Annotated in this window: 15 protein-coding genes and 1 pseudogene; 10 read left to right on the top strand and 6 right to left on the bottom strand. The window is 65.2% G+C overall.

Annotation, left to right across the window (positions count from 1 at the left end; translation table 11 throughout):
- Together ACQB61_RS22355 and ACQB61_RS22350 are read right to left on the bottom strand one after the other, a co-directional pair.
- A partial coding sequence (locus ACQB61_RS22355; protein WP_430514614.1) for an FMN-binding protein occupies positions 1 to 840 on the bottom strand: 840 nt, incomplete at its 3' end.
- Positions 841 to 1,386: 546 nt separating this feature from the next.
- Positions 1,387 to 2,487 carry a DUF418 domain-containing protein gene (locus tag ACQB61_RS22350; RefSeq protein ID WP_430514613.1) on the bottom strand — a complete coding sequence of 367 codons (1,101 nt, stop codon included), beginning with the start codon at positions 2,485 to 2,487 and terminating at the stop codon, positions 1,387 to 1,389.
- 72 nt (positions 2,488 to 2,559) lie between these two features.
- On the opposite strand from ACQB61_RS22350, the gene ACQB61_RS22345 reads away from it, so the two are divergent.
- Together ACQB61_RS22345 and ACQB61_RS22340 are read left to right on the top strand one after the other, a co-directional pair.
- On the top strand, positions 2,560 to 2,874 hold the full coding sequence (locus ACQB61_RS22345) for a TetR/AcrR family transcriptional regulator (RefSeq protein ID WP_430514612.1): 315 nt from the start codon (positions 2,560 to 2,562) through the stop codon (positions 2,872 to 2,874).
- Complete coding sequence (locus tag ACQB61_RS22340; protein WP_430514611.1) at positions 2,871 to 3,134, top strand: hypothetical protein; 264 nt, start codon at positions 2,871 to 2,873, stop codon at positions 3,132 to 3,134. The genes ACQB61_RS22345 and ACQB61_RS22340 overlap by 4 nt, the downstream gene beginning before the upstream one ends.
- A 40-nt stretch (positions 3,135 to 3,174) precedes the next feature.
- On the opposite strand, the gene ACQB61_RS22335 is transcribed toward ACQB61_RS22340, so the two are convergent.
- Positions 3,175 to 4,650 (bottom strand): aldo/keto reductase, encoded by a 1,476-nt coding sequence (locus ACQB61_RS22335; protein WP_430514610.1) that lies wholly within the window; start codon positions 4,648 to 4,650, stop codon positions 3,175 to 3,177.
- A gap of 219 nt (positions 4,651 to 4,869) precedes the next feature.
- A complete protein-coding gene (locus tag ACQB61_RS22330; protein ID WP_430514609.1) occupies positions 4,870 to 5,523 on the bottom strand; it encodes a GntR family transcriptional regulator in 654 nt (217 codons plus the stop codon).
- A gap of 153 nt (positions 5,524 to 5,676) precedes the next feature.
- Here ACQB61_RS22330 and ACQB61_RS22325 point away from each other — a divergent pair, with 153 nt between their 5' ends.
- From ACQB61_RS22325 to ACQB61_RS22290, 8 genes and pseudogenes are all read left to right on the top strand, one after another.
- On the top strand, positions 5,677 to 6,075 hold the full coding sequence (locus ACQB61_RS22325) for a TIGR04076 family protein (RefSeq protein WP_430514608.1): 399 nt from the start codon (positions 5,677 to 5,679) through the stop codon (positions 6,073 to 6,075).
- Positions 6,072 to 7,156 (top strand): annotated as a pseudogene (locus ACQB61_RS22320) (aldo/keto reductase). Before ACQB61_RS22325 ends, ACQB61_RS22320 begins: the two are co-directional and overlap by 4 nt.
- Positions 7,149 to 7,571: an ATP-binding cassette domain-containing protein gene (locus ACQB61_RS22315; protein ID WP_430514607.1), complete on the top strand. Its 423-nt coding sequence runs from the start codon at positions 7,149 to 7,151 to the stop codon at positions 7,569 to 7,571. Before ACQB61_RS22320 ends, ACQB61_RS22315 begins: the two are co-directional and overlap by 8 nt.
- Complete coding sequence (locus ACQB61_RS22310) at positions 7,550 to 7,921, top strand: ATP-binding cassette domain-containing protein (RefSeq protein WP_430514606.1); 372 nt, start codon at positions 7,550 to 7,552, stop codon at positions 7,919 to 7,921. The genes ACQB61_RS22315 and ACQB61_RS22310 overlap by 22 nt, the downstream gene beginning before the upstream one ends.
- Positions 7,914 to 8,681: an ABC transporter ATP-binding protein gene (locus tag ACQB61_RS22305; protein ID WP_430514605.1), complete on the top strand. Its 768-nt coding sequence runs from the start codon at positions 7,914 to 7,916 to the stop codon at positions 8,679 to 8,681. Before ACQB61_RS22310 ends, ACQB61_RS22305 begins: the two co-directional genes overlap by 8 nt.
- Positions 8,678 to 9,592 (top strand): branched-chain amino acid ABC transporter permease, encoded by a 915-nt coding sequence (locus ACQB61_RS22300; protein ID WP_430514604.1) that lies wholly within the window; start codon positions 8,678 to 8,680, stop codon positions 9,590 to 9,592. The genes ACQB61_RS22305 and ACQB61_RS22300 overlap by 4 nt, the downstream gene beginning before the upstream one ends.
- A complete protein-coding gene (locus ACQB61_RS22295) occupies positions 9,589 to 10,509 on the top strand; it encodes a branched-chain amino acid ABC transporter permease (protein ID WP_430514603.1) in 921 nt (306 codons plus the stop codon). Before ACQB61_RS22300 ends, ACQB61_RS22295 begins: the two co-directional genes overlap by 4 nt.
- A gap of 47 nt (positions 10,510 to 10,556) precedes the next feature.
- Positions 10,557 to 11,837, top strand: coding sequence for an ABC transporter substrate-binding protein (locus ACQB61_RS22290; protein ID WP_430514602.1), 1,281 nt, complete (start codon positions 10,557 to 10,559; stop codon positions 11,835 to 11,837).
- A 57-nt stretch (positions 11,838 to 11,894) separates the two neighbouring features.
- Here ACQB61_RS22290 and ACQB61_RS22285 read toward each other — a convergent pair whose 3' ends face one another.
- The gene (locus ACQB61_RS22285) at positions 11,895 to 13,484 is read right to left on the bottom strand and encodes an FGGY family pentulose kinase (RefSeq protein ID WP_430514601.1); all 1,590 of its coding nucleotides are present in this window, start codon (positions 13,482 to 13,484) and stop codon (positions 11,895 to 11,897) included.
- A complete protein-coding gene (locus ACQB61_RS22280; RefSeq protein ID WP_430514600.1) occupies positions 13,477 to 14,184 on the bottom strand; it encodes an HAD family hydrolase in 708 nt (235 codons plus the stop codon). The genes ACQB61_RS22285 and ACQB61_RS22280 overlap by 8 nt, the downstream gene beginning before the upstream one ends.
- Between the last annotated feature and the right edge of the window lie 4 nt (positions 14,185 to 14,188).

Genomic DNA, 14,188 nt, shown 5'->3' with positions numbered 1-14,188 from the left:
GCTGTCCCCCGGCTTCAGCCAGGCATCGATCGCCGCCTTCTCGCCCGGCTCCAGCAGGCTTTCGCCGATGCCGGGAATGCTGACGAGCGTGGCATAAAGGTCGATGAAGGTGGCATCCGCCGGGCCTTCCTCCGGGCGCTCTGCGGCGCGCTGGTCCGGCAGGGCGGCAAAGGCGGCATTGACCTGCGCGACGTCCAGCGACAGGCGGCGGATGGTGCCGTCTCCGGTCTGGGTCAGCCAGTCGTCCGCGGCTTTCACGTTAGGATCAATGACACGCTGCGGGCCTGTAGCGGGGCGTTCCGCGGAAAGCCCGCCAAGTCCGAGGCTGCGCGCTACCTTGATGCTGGCGCGCACGACGGAATCGTCGATCACCATCACCGTGACGGTTGCGCCCGAAATGATCTTGAGGTCGTGGCTGGAGCCGCCGGACGCGGCTTCCTTTGCAATGTCGAGACCCTTGTAGCCCTCGATCAGCTCCACCATTCGCGCTTCGGGAATGCCGACGAGAACGATGGGCTCGGAGTGCTTCAGCAGCTTCACGCCCTTCAGCAGCCCGTCGGTGCCGATGGCGGCCATCACATGGATGGGCTTGCCGGAATAGCCTGTGGTGCTGGTGAAATCCGAGGTGACAAAGGCATAGGCCACTGTCTTGCCGCCGCTCAGAACATCGGCAACCGGCAGACCGGAGTGAATGGCACCATAGCCCTCGGCCCCCTCGACAAGGCTCGCGGCGGGAACCTGCGGCAGGAACCGGGACAGATGGGAGGGGGCGGCCTGCTGGGCGCTGGCCATGGCGGGCAGCAACAAGGCTGCACACAAGAGGAGCAGAAGGCGGATCATGTGCCTGTCCTTGGAGGTGCCCGCGCGGAGGCGCTCCCCGGACAAGCCTCTGTCCGGGGGCTGCGTGACCTTGCAAGGCGTGGGAGCTTGGGAGGGGAAGAAGGAGAGAGGCTCCGGCAGTCCGGTCTGCGGCTGGCTGCGAGCACAGGGTGCAATCGGCGCAATCTCCGGTGCAGCAGCTCTTTTTCTGCGGTGCTTCGGCAACGTTGCCTGCCGCATCCAGATAGACCGTCCGGCTTGCGCCATCCGCGCTGCAGATGACGATCTGCATCACACCGGCGGCAGTTCCTGTATCAGGCATTCCGGCATGCGCCGCCGCCATCCCGCTCGCTGTCCCTGTAAAAACAAGCAGGCAAGCCAGAAGGATCGACAACAAGGAATGGTGCAGCCGGTTGAACATGGCCGCGAGGAAACCACGGCGGACCGCTGTCTTCTTTGATGCTGATCAATATGAATGACAAAAGTCAATTCAGTTGAGAATTTCAAATAGTGGTGTGACGCAACAGATGGCGGCAGGAACTCTATGCAGGCAGAGCGCTTCCGGGGTCATCCGTAAGTGACACGGCGCAATAGAAGCTCCAGGGGGCCGTGGCCAAAGACACGCGCGAATGCTGATGTCAAAACCATGGACAGAACCGTTAGGCCAAGGGAGAGCGGCAGCAATGCCATCTGGCCAAGTGTGCCAAACAGGCCAAGGCCATATCCGCCAAACACAAGCCCGGCCAGAACGCCCTGCAGGACATAACAGGTGAGCGAGTTTCTGCCCGCGAGAATGAGGAAGCCTGGAAGTCTGATCCTGTCAGCTGCCATCAGGATCATCCCGAGCCAGGCAAGCGCCAGCACCGGACCGCCGAGGGCGAGGCCGCTTAGGCCCGCGAGCGTCAAGGCAGGTGGCAAAACGTCCGAATGAAGGCCCAGCACATAGCCGCTGTTCAGGACAAGACCTGCGGCCAGAAGAAGCGGTACTGCGCGTTTTAACCTGGCAGCGGTCAAGTTGCCCGTCTCAAAGAAACCGGTCCTTGCTGCCGTTATTCCTGCCAGGAAGGCGGCCAGTGCAAGGTGCCCCTGGAAAAGAACCAGAAAACCGAAGCTGTCTGGCCAGTCCCGCCAACGGGCGTGAACCGCCTCGATGAAGCTGCCGCCAAGGTTTGGGGTGTCCGGGGGAACAACGGAGCCTTGCAGCATGAGCCCAAGAAGAATGAGGCACCCTGCGGCAACCGGGACAAGTCCGGCAGCCAGCATCAGAAGACTGCGGGTGGGCAGAGGTCTGGCGGCCCATGCCACAAGCCCGAGCAAGGCATAGAGCAGCAGTATATCTCCGGTGAAAACCAGCGTGGCATGCAGCATGCCAAGGACTGCAAGACACGCCAGCCGCCGGCTGAACCGCCGGGCGAAAGATGCGCCTTTCTGGTTTGCAGCCCGGAACTGGATCTCTATTCCCCAACCGAAAATGAAAGAGAAAAGCAGAAAGAACTTTGCCTGGAACAGCAGCTCCACCAGAACCACTGCGATCCGGTCGATACCATCTGCCGGCAGGTATAGGGTGGCGTCCGCCGGGAGCGCCAGGAATGGCAGGTTGACCACCGCGATGCCGAACAGGGCAATCGCCCGTACCATGTCGACTGCCTGATTGCGCTCTGCCGCCATTGGGCTATGATCTCCATTGAGCACTTGCTCAACTTATATTGAGCGAGCGCTCAATCTGTCAAGGAGTTCCGAATGACTGCCATGGGCAAGCGCAGCCGTATTCTGTCTGCTACCGCCGAACTGCTGATGGAGCAGGGGCTTTTGGCAGTGCAGACCAGGATGGTGACAGAGCGTGCCGGTGTCGGGACTGGTTTGCTGAACCACTATTTCCGCTGGCCGGACTTGAGGGCGCAGGCCTGGGCCGCAATTTTTGACGCTGTGGCGGCAGATCTGCACCGGGAGGGCGAGAGTGCGGCGGAAGCTCTGGAGCGGTTTATGAGCGAGAGTTTTTGCCGGAAGCCCGGCCCTTTTGGCGCTTGTGGATCGAGGCAGAGTCTCTTGCAGTGAAAGATGCTCCGCTGGCCGAAGCGCTGTCCGCAGCGCGGGTACGCTTGCGCCAGGGGCTTGCAGACATTTTGCTCAGCGGCTCGGCGGATGCCTCGTGGCACCTGAGCAACCCACGCGCCACCGCTCTGCGGCTTGAGGCGCTCCGCGACGGTCTGGCGGGGCTGCTGCTGGCCGGCGATCCCGAACTTGATCCGGACAGCGCAGAGGAACACCTGCGCAGCGCATTCAGGCGGGAAGCGGAGAGATTAGCTGCCACCTGAATACGCTGGAGCAAGCACGAGCCGGTAATGGACCTGCCGCTCAGCCGCGCAGGATGGCTTCGGCTTCGATTTCCACCTTGTAGTCGCCGATGAGTTTGGCCACTGCCAGCAGGGTGTTGGCGGGTTTGATGGGGCCGAAGATGCGGCCATGGGCGCGGGAGACTGGCAGGGCGTCGTTTGGGTCGGTGAGGTAGACGCGGGTGCGCACCACATCCTCGGCGCTGGCGCCAAGGGCTGTCAGTGCGGCAAGGATCTTGTCGAGGATATAGGTCGTCTGCGCTGCGGCATCGCCCGGCGCCACCGGGCGGCTGCTGCCGGCGGTGGCGGTGGTGCCGGAAACCAGAATGCGGTCACCGATGCGCTGCGCCCTGCAATAGCCCGCGATATCCTCCCACTCCGATCCGGTCAGCACCCGCGTGGCGCCGGGGCGGTGGGGCACGGCCTCCGTCGTATTGGCCAGCGGCATCTGGTCGAGATGGTGGCTGAGATCGCCCGAGGCGGTGAGGAACGGCGGCTTGCGGTATTCATCGCCGCAGTCGCCCGGAACGGCCTGCATTTGCGCGAAAGCCTCTGCAAGCTTGCCATGATCCTCCGCATCAAGGGCAAAGGAGAAGAGCTTGAGGTTGCCATCCGTGTGCATGGCCTCGCCCAGCCTTGCGCCGATGATCACGCCCGCCACCTGCCGCTGCTCCAGCACCCAGCGGGTTGCGACGTTGGAGATGGAAACCCCGTGCCGGTCCGCGATCTGGCGGGCGGTGGACAGCAGGGTCTGGAAGGCATCCCAGCCGCCGGTCACGTCGATGAAGCGCTTGTACTTCATCTTGCTCCAGTCATTGATGTCCAGCGGCTCGCGCTGACCCAGCCACTTGTCCGACAGGAAGCCGCCGCAGAGCGTGCCATAGCCGAAGAGATGCACCCCATGCGTGGCGCAAACTTCCGCCAGCGGCCCGGCGGCGCGCCTGTCCACCAGCGAGAAGGAAACCTGATTGGTCAGCAGCGGCACCCCGTCGGCCAGTGCCAGATGCAGATGGGCCGCATCGAAATTGGTGACGCCGATGCCGTCGATCAGCCCTTCCTGCTGCAACTTCGCCAGCTCGTGCAGCGCGTCCAGCCAGCCGGGGTGCTCGAAGCTCCACCAGTGGAATTGCAGCAGATCGACGCTGGCTACTCCCAGCCGGTCCAGCCGCTCCTGCACGCCGGCGCGGACAATCTCCGCCGTCATCGGCCCCGGCTCCGGGCACCATTTGGTGAAGGCAAGCGGACGGGGGCTTTTGCCGGCGTGGCGGGACAGCATCCGGCCTGCCAGAATTTCCGAGGTGCCGTAATGGTCGGCCATGTCGAAGGTGTCGAAGCCCTGCCGCACATAGGCGTCCAGCCAGTCCGCGCCGGTCTCCGGGTCGATGGCGCCGCTCTTGCGCTCGATATCGGCCACCTGCCACAGCCCCGTCAGCGCCCGGCTGATCTCAAGGCGGGGCGACAGGCGGAAGCGGTCGGGGCGGGAAACGGTTTCGGTCATCGGCTGGCTCTCGGGTTTGGCGGCTACTGGATGCACTGATCGTGCTGGGCGAGGTTCAGGGTTTTGGAAAGGGCTGCAGTCTGGGTGACTGGGCAGTGCGTCTCAGCCCTCTCCCCCTCAAAGGGGGAGAGGGGTGCTGCGGCAAAACGAAGGCCCAATCCCTGAATGTCTTCGGGCCGGACGCCTGAACCCGGCCGCTGGCGGGGTGGGAGGTGCGGGTCATGCGGAAGGAATGATCACGCGGAAGCTGCGCTCGATGTCGTTGACGAGGGCGGCCTTTGCCGCTTCCCGGTCCCCGGCCTTCAGCGCGGCGATGATTTCCTCGTGGTGCTTGTGCTCGGGCATGCGCAGGGCGTCTTCGCTCTTGATGATGAGGTTCAGATAGGCGCCGTATTGCACCCAGAGCCCCTCCACCAGCGGCACCAGCACTTCGGACTGGCTGGCGCGGTAGAGGGTGAAGTGGAAATCGTAATTCTGCTTCAGATCCGGAACGGTTCGGTCCGGCGCGGGCGGGGCGTGGAGCACGGCTTCCAGCTCTGCCACGGTCTGCGCCGTCATGCGGTCCATGGCAAGGTCCAGCACCAGCGTTTCCAGCGCCAGCCGCGCCCGCTTGAGATCCTGCATCCGGTTTGCATCAAAGGGCGGCACCTGCAGCGTGCGGCTGGGGGTATCGACCAGCGCGCCTTCGGCCACAAGGCGGCGCACCGCTTCGCGCACTGGCGTCATCGAGGTGCCCAGCTGTTCGGCAAGGTCGCGCAGGCTGACGGTATCGCCTGGCGCAAATCCGCCGCTGGTGAAGGCATCGCGCAGGGCGAAATAGACGTTTTCCCGCAGTTTCGACTGGTCGATCCGCGCAATGCGTGGTGCGGTCATGGTGCTGTCCCGGCGTGCTGCCTGCATGTTGAACCTGCCTGAAGTTTAACCACCTTAGGCTGATTGACAATCGGAATATCCCAAACCTATGATCAAATATCACAGATAACAAGCCTCCTTCAAAGGAGCCTTCCAGATGAGCGTGAGCCGGACATGAGTGCGGATGAGACAGCGAACAGGGAAGACGGCTTCTGGCTCTACGACCTGAAAGTCGAGACCGTGCTGGGCGGGCGCACCCCCGTCTGCCGCCATGTTGAGGGCGAGGCCTTCACCGTGGAAGGCGAGGCGCTGGTGTTCGGCGCCGGGCAGCGCGTTTCCATGTATGCGCTGGCCGCGCTTCTGCCGCTGCTGCCGGCCAAGCAGCGCGACACCCACGCCAATGACTGGATGTCCACCGACGCGGAGATTGCCTGCCCCGACCCCCATTGCGGAGGCCGGTTCCGCGTGACCCGGCTTGGCAAGCGGTACTTCCGCCACAGCGAAACCACCGGCCTGCCTGAGGCCCGCGACACCCCATACTGGAAAAAGGCCGAGGGAGGCCCTGCCGAATGACCGCCGCTGAAACCGCAGACCTGCGCCCCGGCCACCGCATTTCCCGCGTCATCAAGGGCGGCTGGCAGCTTGCCGGCGACCATGGCCCGGTGGAGCGCGAGGCGGCCATTGCCGATATGGAAGCCTTCCTCGATGCGGGCATCACCACCTTCGACTGCGCCGACATCTACACCGGCGTGGAGGAGATGATCGGCAACTTCATCGCGGATGTGCGCCGCCGCAGGGGCGCGGAGGTGGCTGACCGGGTGATCGTGCACACCAAGCTGGTGCCGGACCTCTCCCGCCTTGCCGATATCCGCCCGGACGAGGTGGAAGCCATCATCGACCGCTCGCTGAAGCGGCTTCAGATCGAGCGGCTGCATCTGGTGCAGTTCTTCTGGTGGGATCTGAGCATCGGCAACGCGGTGTCCGCGCTGGAGGTGCTCAAGCGCTGCCAGGAGAAGGGCAAAATCGCAAACCTTGGCACCACCAACTGGAACGAGGCGCAGATGAGCCTCTTCACCGGTGCAGGCTTTGATGTGGTCTCGGCACAGGTGCAATATTCCGTTCTCGACCGGCGCCCCGCCGGGGATTTCTCGAACTGGGCGCGCGAACATGATGTGCAGCTGCTGTGCTACGGCACGCTGGCGGGCGGGTTCCTGACGGAAAACTGGCTGGGCCAGGCCGATCCGGGCTTTGCCTTCGAAAACCGCTCGCTGATCAAGTACCGGCTCATCATTGACGAGTTCGGCTCCTGGGACCTGTTCCAGACGCTGCTCTCCACCCTGAAGGCGGTGGGGAGCGGCATGGTGTGTCCCTCTCCAGCGTTGCCACCCGCTGGGTGCTGGATCAGCCGCAGGTGGCGGCGGGCATCGTCGGGGCGCGCTATGCGCGGCATCTGCCCAAGACGATGGAAGTCTTCGGCTTCCAGCTGGACGAGGCGGACCGGGCGGCGATCGGCGCGGTGCTGGCGCAGGCGGGCGGGCCGCAGGGGCCGGTCTATGGTCTTGAGGGCGACCGCACCAGCCGCCATGGCCGCATCATGAAGTACAATCTCAACACCAAGCCTGATGATCAGGTGCTGGCGGCGGCCCATGGCTGAGGTGCTGCTGTCCACCAAGGGCCTGACCCGCGACTTCAACGGCTTCCGCGCCGTGGACAGCGTATCGCTGGACATCCGGGCGGGAACCATCACCGGCCTCATCGGGCCGAACGGGGCGGGCAAGTCCACCCTGTTCAACCTGCTCACCGGCACGCTGAAGCCCACCTCCGGCACGGTAACGCTGGCGGGCAGGGATGTGACCGGCCTTGCGCCCGATGCCCTGTTCCGCAAGGGGCTGGGGCGCACGTTCCAGATCCCGCGCCCCTTTGCGCGCATGAGCGTGCTGGAAAACGTGATGATGGCCCCGCCCGCCCAGACGGGGAAAGCCTCTTCGGCCCGCTCTTCGCCTCTGGCCGTGTCGCCGCGCAGGAGCGGCGCAACCGGGAGCGGGCGATGGAGGTGCTGGAGTTCGTGACGCTGGCAAAGCTGGCCGATCATCCGGCGGGCAAGATTTCCGGCGGGCAGATGAAGCTGCTGGAACTGGCGCGGGTGCTGATGGGCGATCCCGCCATCATCCTGCTGGACGAACCGGCGGCAGGCGTCAACCCGACGCTGACCGGCGTTCTCATCGAAAAGATCGAGGAGCTGAACCGCCAGGGCAAGACCTTCGTCATCATCGAGCATGACATGGACTTCATCATGCGCCACTGCGATCCCGTCATCGCGCTTGCCGAGGGCAAGGTGGTGTTCGAGGGCACGGCGAAGGAAGCGCAGGCCAATCCGGTGCTGCTGGATGCCTATCTGGGGAGCATGGCCGATGCCTGACGTTACCCGACCAGATCAAGCGGCAGGGCCTGACGATGGCGAACTCGTCATCCGCGGGCTTTTCGCCGGCTATGTTCCCGATCTGCCGATCCTGAAGGACGTGGCGCTGACGGCGGAGGCCTGCAAGGTCACCGTCATCATCGGCCCCAATGGCGCGGGCAAATCGACGCTGATCAAGGCGGTGGCCGGGCTGGTGCCGGTCAGCGGCGGCAGCGTGCGCTACCGGGGGCAGGACATCACGGGGCTGCGGCCCGACCGGATGGCCGGTCACGGCATCGCCTATGTGCCGCAGACGGACAACATCTTCCGCACGCTGACCATCCGCCAGAACCTGGAACTGGCGCTGCGCAATGCAGGCAGCGCGGCGAAGGCGCGGCTGGACGAGCTGTTCACCCGCTTTCCTCCGCTCGCCGCCAAGCAGAAGGAGCGGGCTGGGGCCTTGTCCGGCGGGCAGCGGCAGTTTCTGGCCGTCGCCATGGCGCTGGCGGTGAAGCCCTCGCTCGTTCTCATGGACGAGCCTTCCGCCGGGCTGTCGCCCAAGGCGGCGGAAGAGGTGCTGGCGCTGGCAAAGGATCTGACGCAGCAGGGTGTCACCATCCTGCTGGTGGAGCAGAACGTGAAGCAGGCGCTGCGCATTGCCGATCACTGCTACATCCTCGCCGACGGGCGCAACCAGCTTGACGGGGCCGCAGAGGCCCTGCGGGCGGACCCGGTGGTGGGGGAAATCTATCTCGGCGGCAAGAGGTTGAGGGCATCATGATCCAGGCGCTCGTGGACGGAATTCTCGTCGGATCGGTGCTGTCGCTGGGCGCCATCGGCCTCACCATGGTGATGCACATGCTGCGCTTTGCCAACTTCGCCCACGCGGAGCTGCTGACCATCGGCGCCTATGTGGCGCTGGTCTTCGACCGGTTGTTTCAGGCGATCCATGGCCCGCTGGGGCAGAAGCTGGCGCCGCTGTCGCTCACGCTCTCCCTGCTGCTGGCCATGGTGCTGGCGATGGCGGTTACGGCGGCAAGCGCGGTGCTGATCGACCGGCTGATCTTCCGCCGGGTGCGGGAGAAGGGCGGCGAGCTGTCCATGGTCTTCGCCTCCTTTGGCGTGGCGCTGATCGTGCGCAGCGTCATCGGCCTCAGCTTCGGCCTGCATACGGAGCTTTACTCCAAGGGCATCGCCTTTGCCGTGGTGCTGAGCCGTAATCCGCTGCTGATGATCAAGCCGGATCAGGTCTTCGTCCTCTGCGCAACGCTCCTGGTGATGGCGGTGCTGCATCTGGTGCTGACGCGCACCACCTTCGGCTTTGCGCTGCGGGCGGTGGCGGAAAACCCGTCGCTGGCACAGGTCAACGGCATTTCGCTGAAGCGCATGGTGACGCTGATCTGGGTCATCGGCGGCGGTCTGGCGGCGCTGGCCGGGGTGTTCTACGGCATGACCAACCACCTCTCGCCGGTGATGGGCCGCGACATGGTGCTGCCGGTCTTTGCGGCGGCAATTGCCGGGGGCATCGGCAGCATTCACGGGGCGGCGATTGGCGGCTTTCTGGTCGGCATTGCCTCCAGCCTTGCGCTGCTGATCGTGCCCTCGGGCTATTCGCCCTCCATGCCCTTCCTCATCATTCTGGCGGTGCTGCTGGTCCGCCCCAACGGTCTTTTCGGCGAGGCACGGTCATGATCGGGGTCATCTCCTATCTCGTCTTCTTCACGACGCTGGCCTCCATTCTCGCCATCGCGGTGATGGGCCTCAATCTGCAATGGGGCAACACGGGGCTGTTCAACGGCGGCGTGGCGGCCTTCTTCGGGGCAGGGGCCTATGCCACGCTGATCCTCGGCGGCCTGCCGCAGGACGATCATCTGGGCGGCTTTGCCCTGCCGTATCTTCTGGCGCTAGCGGGCGGCGTGGGTGCGGCGGCGCTGCTGGCCTGGGTGGCCGGTGTGCTGACGCTGAAGCTGCGCCATGATTATCTGGCCATCGCCACCTTCGGCATTGCGGTGGCCTTTGAAAACGTCATGCGCAATGCGGAATGGCTGAGCGGCGGGGCCAAGGGCGTGCGCGGCTTCGAGCGGCCCCTGCGCGGCCTTCTGGGCGATGGCTTCACCTACAACCTTGCCTATCTCGCCTTTGTTCTGGCGCTGCTGGTGCTGGTCTATCTGATGCTGGAGCGGCTGACGGCCTCGCCCTTCGGGCGGCTGCTGCGCGCCATCCGCGAGGATGAGGAGGCAGCCCGCTCGCTCGGCAAGCAGCCGTCGCGGGTGCGCCTCACCGCCTTTGTCACCGGTTCGGCCATCATGGGGCTGGCGGGCGGGCTTTACGGCACCTTCTATGCCTTCGTCAGCCCGCAGGATGTGCTGCCGACGCTGACGTTCCAGATCTGGGCCATGCTGATCGTCGGCGGGGCGGGCAACAACCGGGGCGCCATCGCCGGAGCCTTCCTCATCTGGACCGCATGGACAGCCAGCGGCTGGGCCCTGTCCCGTTTCGCGCCCGCCGAGGCGCAACTCTATACCGGCTCCATTCAGTTCATCCTGATCGGGCTGGTCATCGTCGGCATGCTGCTCTGGCGCCCGCAGGGCTCTTCGCGGAGCGGCTGACCGTATCGCAATCGGGAAAACCCGGGCAGTAAACAGAGGGGATTGAAATGACGATGAAGCGGAGTTTGCAGCGGGCAGGCCTCGGTCTGGCCCTCGGAATGGGCGCTCTGGCCGCCCCGCAATTTGCCGGCGATGCGGCAGCGCAGGCCTGCACCCGCAAGATCGGCGCGGTGCTGCCGATCTCCGTGGACTGGGGCCGCCCCATTGCCGAGACGGCGAAATTCGTGGTCGAGCAGGTGAACGAAGCTGGCGGCGTGCAGGGCTGCCAGATCGACATGGTGCTGCGCGATGACCAGACCGACCCGAAGGTTGGCGTCGATGCCGCCAAGGCACTGGTGGATATTGATCAGGTGCCGGTGCTGCTGGGCTCCGTGTCGAGCGGCGTTTCCATGCCCATCCTCACCTCCGTCACCGTGCCGGGCAAGGTGATGCAGATGTCCTGCTGCTCGTCCTCCTCGGCCTTCACCAAGCTGGCGGAAGAGGGCAAGACGGACGGCCTGTGGTTCCGCACCTTCGCCACTTCCGGCGTTCAGGCGGCCGTGGGCGCCATGGTCGCCCGCGACAAGGGCTACAAGTCCGTTGCCGTGCTCTACAAGAACGACGACTGGGGCCAGGACATTGGCCGCATCGTTGCCGCCAACCTCGAAAAACTCGGCATCAAGGTGACGGGTGTGGTCGCCATCAACGACGCTCAGCCCTCCTTCCGCGCCGAAGTGACCGAAGCGCTCTCCGGCGAGCCGGAAGCGGTCTATCTGGCGCTCTACCCCACCGAAGGCACGGCGGTGGTGCGCGAATGGCTGTCGCTGGGCGGCACGCAGAACATGATCCTCGCCAACTCGCTGAAGTCCGATGACTTCCGCAACAATGTCGGCCTTGAATATCTGGCCAACGCGTCGGGCACGGACACGGCCTCGCCGCGCACCGAGTCGGCGGCGGCCTTCGTCACCCGCTATCAGGAGAAATTCGGCAGCCAGCCCAACGGCCCCGGCCTTGCCAACAGCTATGACGCGGCGATGATCGCCCTGCTGGCGATGGAAGCGGCCGGCAAGGACGCCAAGGGCCCCGAAATTGCCGCAGCGGTGGCCAAGGTCACTGACCCGGCAGGCACGCCCGTCACGGCAGATGGCGCAGGCTTCGCGGAAGCCAAGAAGATCCTCGCAGGCGGCGGCACCGTGCTCTACCAGGGCGCAACCGGCAACGTGAAGTTCGACAAGAACGGCGATGTTTCCGCCCCGGCGGTCATCTGGAACTTCACCGCCGAAGGCACGAAGGAAGAAAAGTACATCCCGCTGGAAGAAGTAGACGCCTTCATCGCCTCGGTTCAGTAACCGCGAAACGGCGCAAAAAGACACAAGGCCGCAGGCATCACCCCTGCGGCCTTTTTGTTATCCGGCCATGATCGCGGTGAGTTCTGCGCGGTGGCGGATCATGGCGGTGTGGAGGGCCTTGTCGCGGTGGAGCGCGGCGGCGGCTTCCGGCTGCGGGGTGAAAACCCGCATGGCGAAGCGCATCGCCTCTCCCGCCTTATGGACAGAGGGGAAGGCCCCGGCGGCCACAGCGGCATGCAGGGCGGTGCCGAGCAGCACGGCATCGCAATGCGCCGGTACATGCACGCTTGCGCCGGTGGCATCGGCATGAAGCTGGGCCAGCAGCGCGTGCCCGGCAAAGCCGCCGCCGAGCAGAAGCCGCTCCGGCCTGCCTGCGTCAGTGGGCTGATGGTCCAGAATATGGCTGATGCCGCAGGCGAGAGCGACGCAGCTGCGCCAGTAGAGCCGCAGCAGGCCCTCTTCGGACGTGTCCAGATCCAGCCCCGAGAGGCTGGCCGTCAGGCGCGGATCGGAGACCGGCGAACGGGTGCCGTGGATATCCGGCAGCACGGTGATGGGCAGGCCGAAATCCCGGCCTTCGCTTTGCAGCCGCGCTCCGATGGCATCCAGAATGGCCCGGTGCCGCGCCTGCGAGGGTTCGCCGCCGCTGGGGTGTGTCTTCAGCACATGGTCGAGAAAGGCACCGGAGGCCGACTGTCCTGATTCCAGCAGATACAGCCCCGGAATGGCCGCGCCCTCGAAACCGCCCCAGCAGCCGGGGCCGGAAACGGGCGCCTGCGTGAGCCGGATGATGCAGCTGGATGTGCCTGCGATGAAGGCCGCTTCCTGCGCAAGGGGCGCCTGCGGCCGTTCTCCGGCGGCAAAAAGGCCGAGCGCGCCCGCATAGGCATCGATCAGCCCCGGCGCCACGAGGCAGGCGGTGGTGAGCCCGAGCGCTTCCGCCGCTTCCGCCGAGAGACGCGCCACCGGCTGGTGGACGGGATGAGAGTGCAGCGGCAGGCCTGCGCGCTCCATGAGATCCTCAAGGCCCGCCTTTGCCAGAAAGTCCTGCGGCGGCGCACCGGGTGTTTCCGCCGTGTAGCCCCATTTGGAGGCCATGGGCGAATGGCTGCGCGCGGTGGAGCCTGTGGCCCGCCAGGTCAGGTAGTCGGAAAGATCGAAGATGAGGCCAGCCTTGCGCCAGATCTCCGGCATATGCCGCTTCAGCCAAAGCAGCTTGGGGATCTGCATTTCCACCGAAAGCCTGCCGCCGAAACGGGCCAGCAGCGGATCTTCTATGGCGTTGCAATGGTCCGTTTCCGCGATGGCGCGGTGGTCCATCCACAGAATGGTGTCGCGGGTTGCAGCGCCCGTGGTGGAGATGGAAAGCGGCTGGCCCTGTGTGTCCCGCACCACCAGCGAGCAGGTGGCGTCGAAGCCGATGGCGAGAATATCTGCGCCCGCAAGACCGGCCTCGCCGAGGGCGGCGCGCACCGCACGGCAGACGGCGGACCAGATCTCCCCGCTGTCCTGTTCCATGTGCCGGGGTTGGGGTGTGTGCAGCGACACTGGCACAACGCAGCGGGCAGCTTGCCGTCCGCGAAGATCGAACACACCGGCACGCGCGCTTCCCGTGCCAACGTCCACGGCCAAGATGTGGTCAGGCATCCGTTATGTCTTCCGGTCTCCTCGCTGGGAGCACAAACTGAAGCAATTCCCGCATGCCGTCAAACCGCGCATCGGGCTTCAGGTCCTTCAGCGCGGCGGTGTAGGAGGCGTGACGGGTGTGCGCCCCGCCGGTGAAGGCAATCACGCCCATGCCTGCGGCCTGCGCGGCCATGATCCCGGCGGGGCTGTCCTCGATGACCAGACAGTCAGCGGGCTCCACATCCATGGCCGCCGCTGCGTGCAGGAAGAGATCCGGCGCGGGCTTGCCGTTCTCAACCATCGTGGCGCTGAAGATATGCGGCGCAAGCCCGTCGAGGAGGCCGGTGAGGGAGAGCGAGAACTCGATGCGCTCGCGCTGGCTGGACGAGGCGACACAGCAGGCGATGCCACTGTCTTTCAGCGCCCCGATCAGCGCCGCCACCCCGGCGATGGGCTGAAGCTCCTGCCGGAAGCGGTCATAGAGCACCTCGCGCATCCGGTTGAGGAACGGCGGATCAATCTCCACGCCGAATTCTGCGGCGACGGTTTCGCTCAGCGAGCCAAGGCTGCGCCCCAGAAACCGGCGGGCAGCGCCATCCGCATCAAGGCTGATGCCCTTTTCCGCAAGGGCCTCGATCAGCACGTCGAGTGCAATGGCCTCGCTGTCGACAAGCACGCCGTCACAATCGAAAATCACCAGCCGGATCTGCTGCTTGGTCATGGAT

The sequence above is a fragment of the Pannonibacter phragmitetus genome, from assembly GCF_050510895.1.
GTDB lineage: Bacteria > Pseudomonadota > Alphaproteobacteria > Rhizobiales > Stappiaceae > Pannonibacter > Pannonibacter phragmitetus_B.
Note: the sequence above shows the minus strand (reverse complement) of the source record. Positions and strands in the feature narration are given on the sequence as shown.

Coding starts and splice junctions, on each gene's coding strand:
- ACQB61_RS22350 (WP_430514613.1), bottom strand. CDS start 2,487: ATGGCGGCAGAGCGCAATCAGGCAGTCGACATGGTACGGGCGATTGCC.
- ACQB61_RS22345 (WP_430514612.1), top strand. CDS start 2,560: ATGACTGCCATGGGCAAGCGCAGCCGTATTCTGTCTGCTACCGCCGAA.
- ACQB61_RS22335 (WP_430514610.1), bottom strand. CDS start 4,650: ATGACCGAAACCGTTTCCCGCCCCGACCGCTTCCGCCTGTCGCCCCGC.
- ACQB61_RS22330 (WP_430514609.1), bottom strand. CDS start 5,523: ATGACCGCACCACGCATTGCGCGGATCGACCAGTCGAAACTGCGGGAA.
- ACQB61_RS22325 (WP_430514608.1), top strand. CDS start 5,677: ATGAGTGCGGATGAGACAGCGAACAGGGAAGACGGCTTCTGGCTCTAC.
- ACQB61_RS22315 (WP_430514607.1), top strand. CDS start 7,149: ATGGCTGAGGTGCTGCTGTCCACCAAGGGCCTGACCCGCGACTTCAAC.
- ACQB61_RS22310 (WP_430514606.1), top strand. CDS start 7,550: ATGGAGGTGCTGGAGTTCGTGACGCTGGCAAAGCTGGCCGATCATCCG.
- ACQB61_RS22305 (WP_430514605.1), top strand. CDS start 7,914: ATGCCTGACGTTACCCGACCAGATCAAGCGGCAGGGCCTGACGATGGC.
- ACQB61_RS22300 (WP_430514604.1), top strand. CDS start 8,678: ATGATCCAGGCGCTCGTGGACGGAATTCTCGTCGGATCGGTGCTGTCG.
- ACQB61_RS22295 (WP_430514603.1), top strand. CDS start 9,589: ATGATCGGGGTCATCTCCTATCTCGTCTTCTTCACGACGCTGGCCTCC.
- ACQB61_RS22290 (WP_430514602.1), top strand. CDS start 10,557: ATGACGATGAAGCGGAGTTTGCAGCGGGCAGGCCTCGGTCTGGCCCTC.
- ACQB61_RS22285 (WP_430514601.1), bottom strand. CDS start 13,484: ATGCCTGACCACATCTTGGCCGTGGACGTTGGCACGGGAAGCGCGCGT.
- ACQB61_RS22280 (WP_430514600.1), bottom strand. CDS start 14,184: ATGACCAAGCAGCAGATCCGGCTGGTGATTTTCGATTGTGACGGCGTG.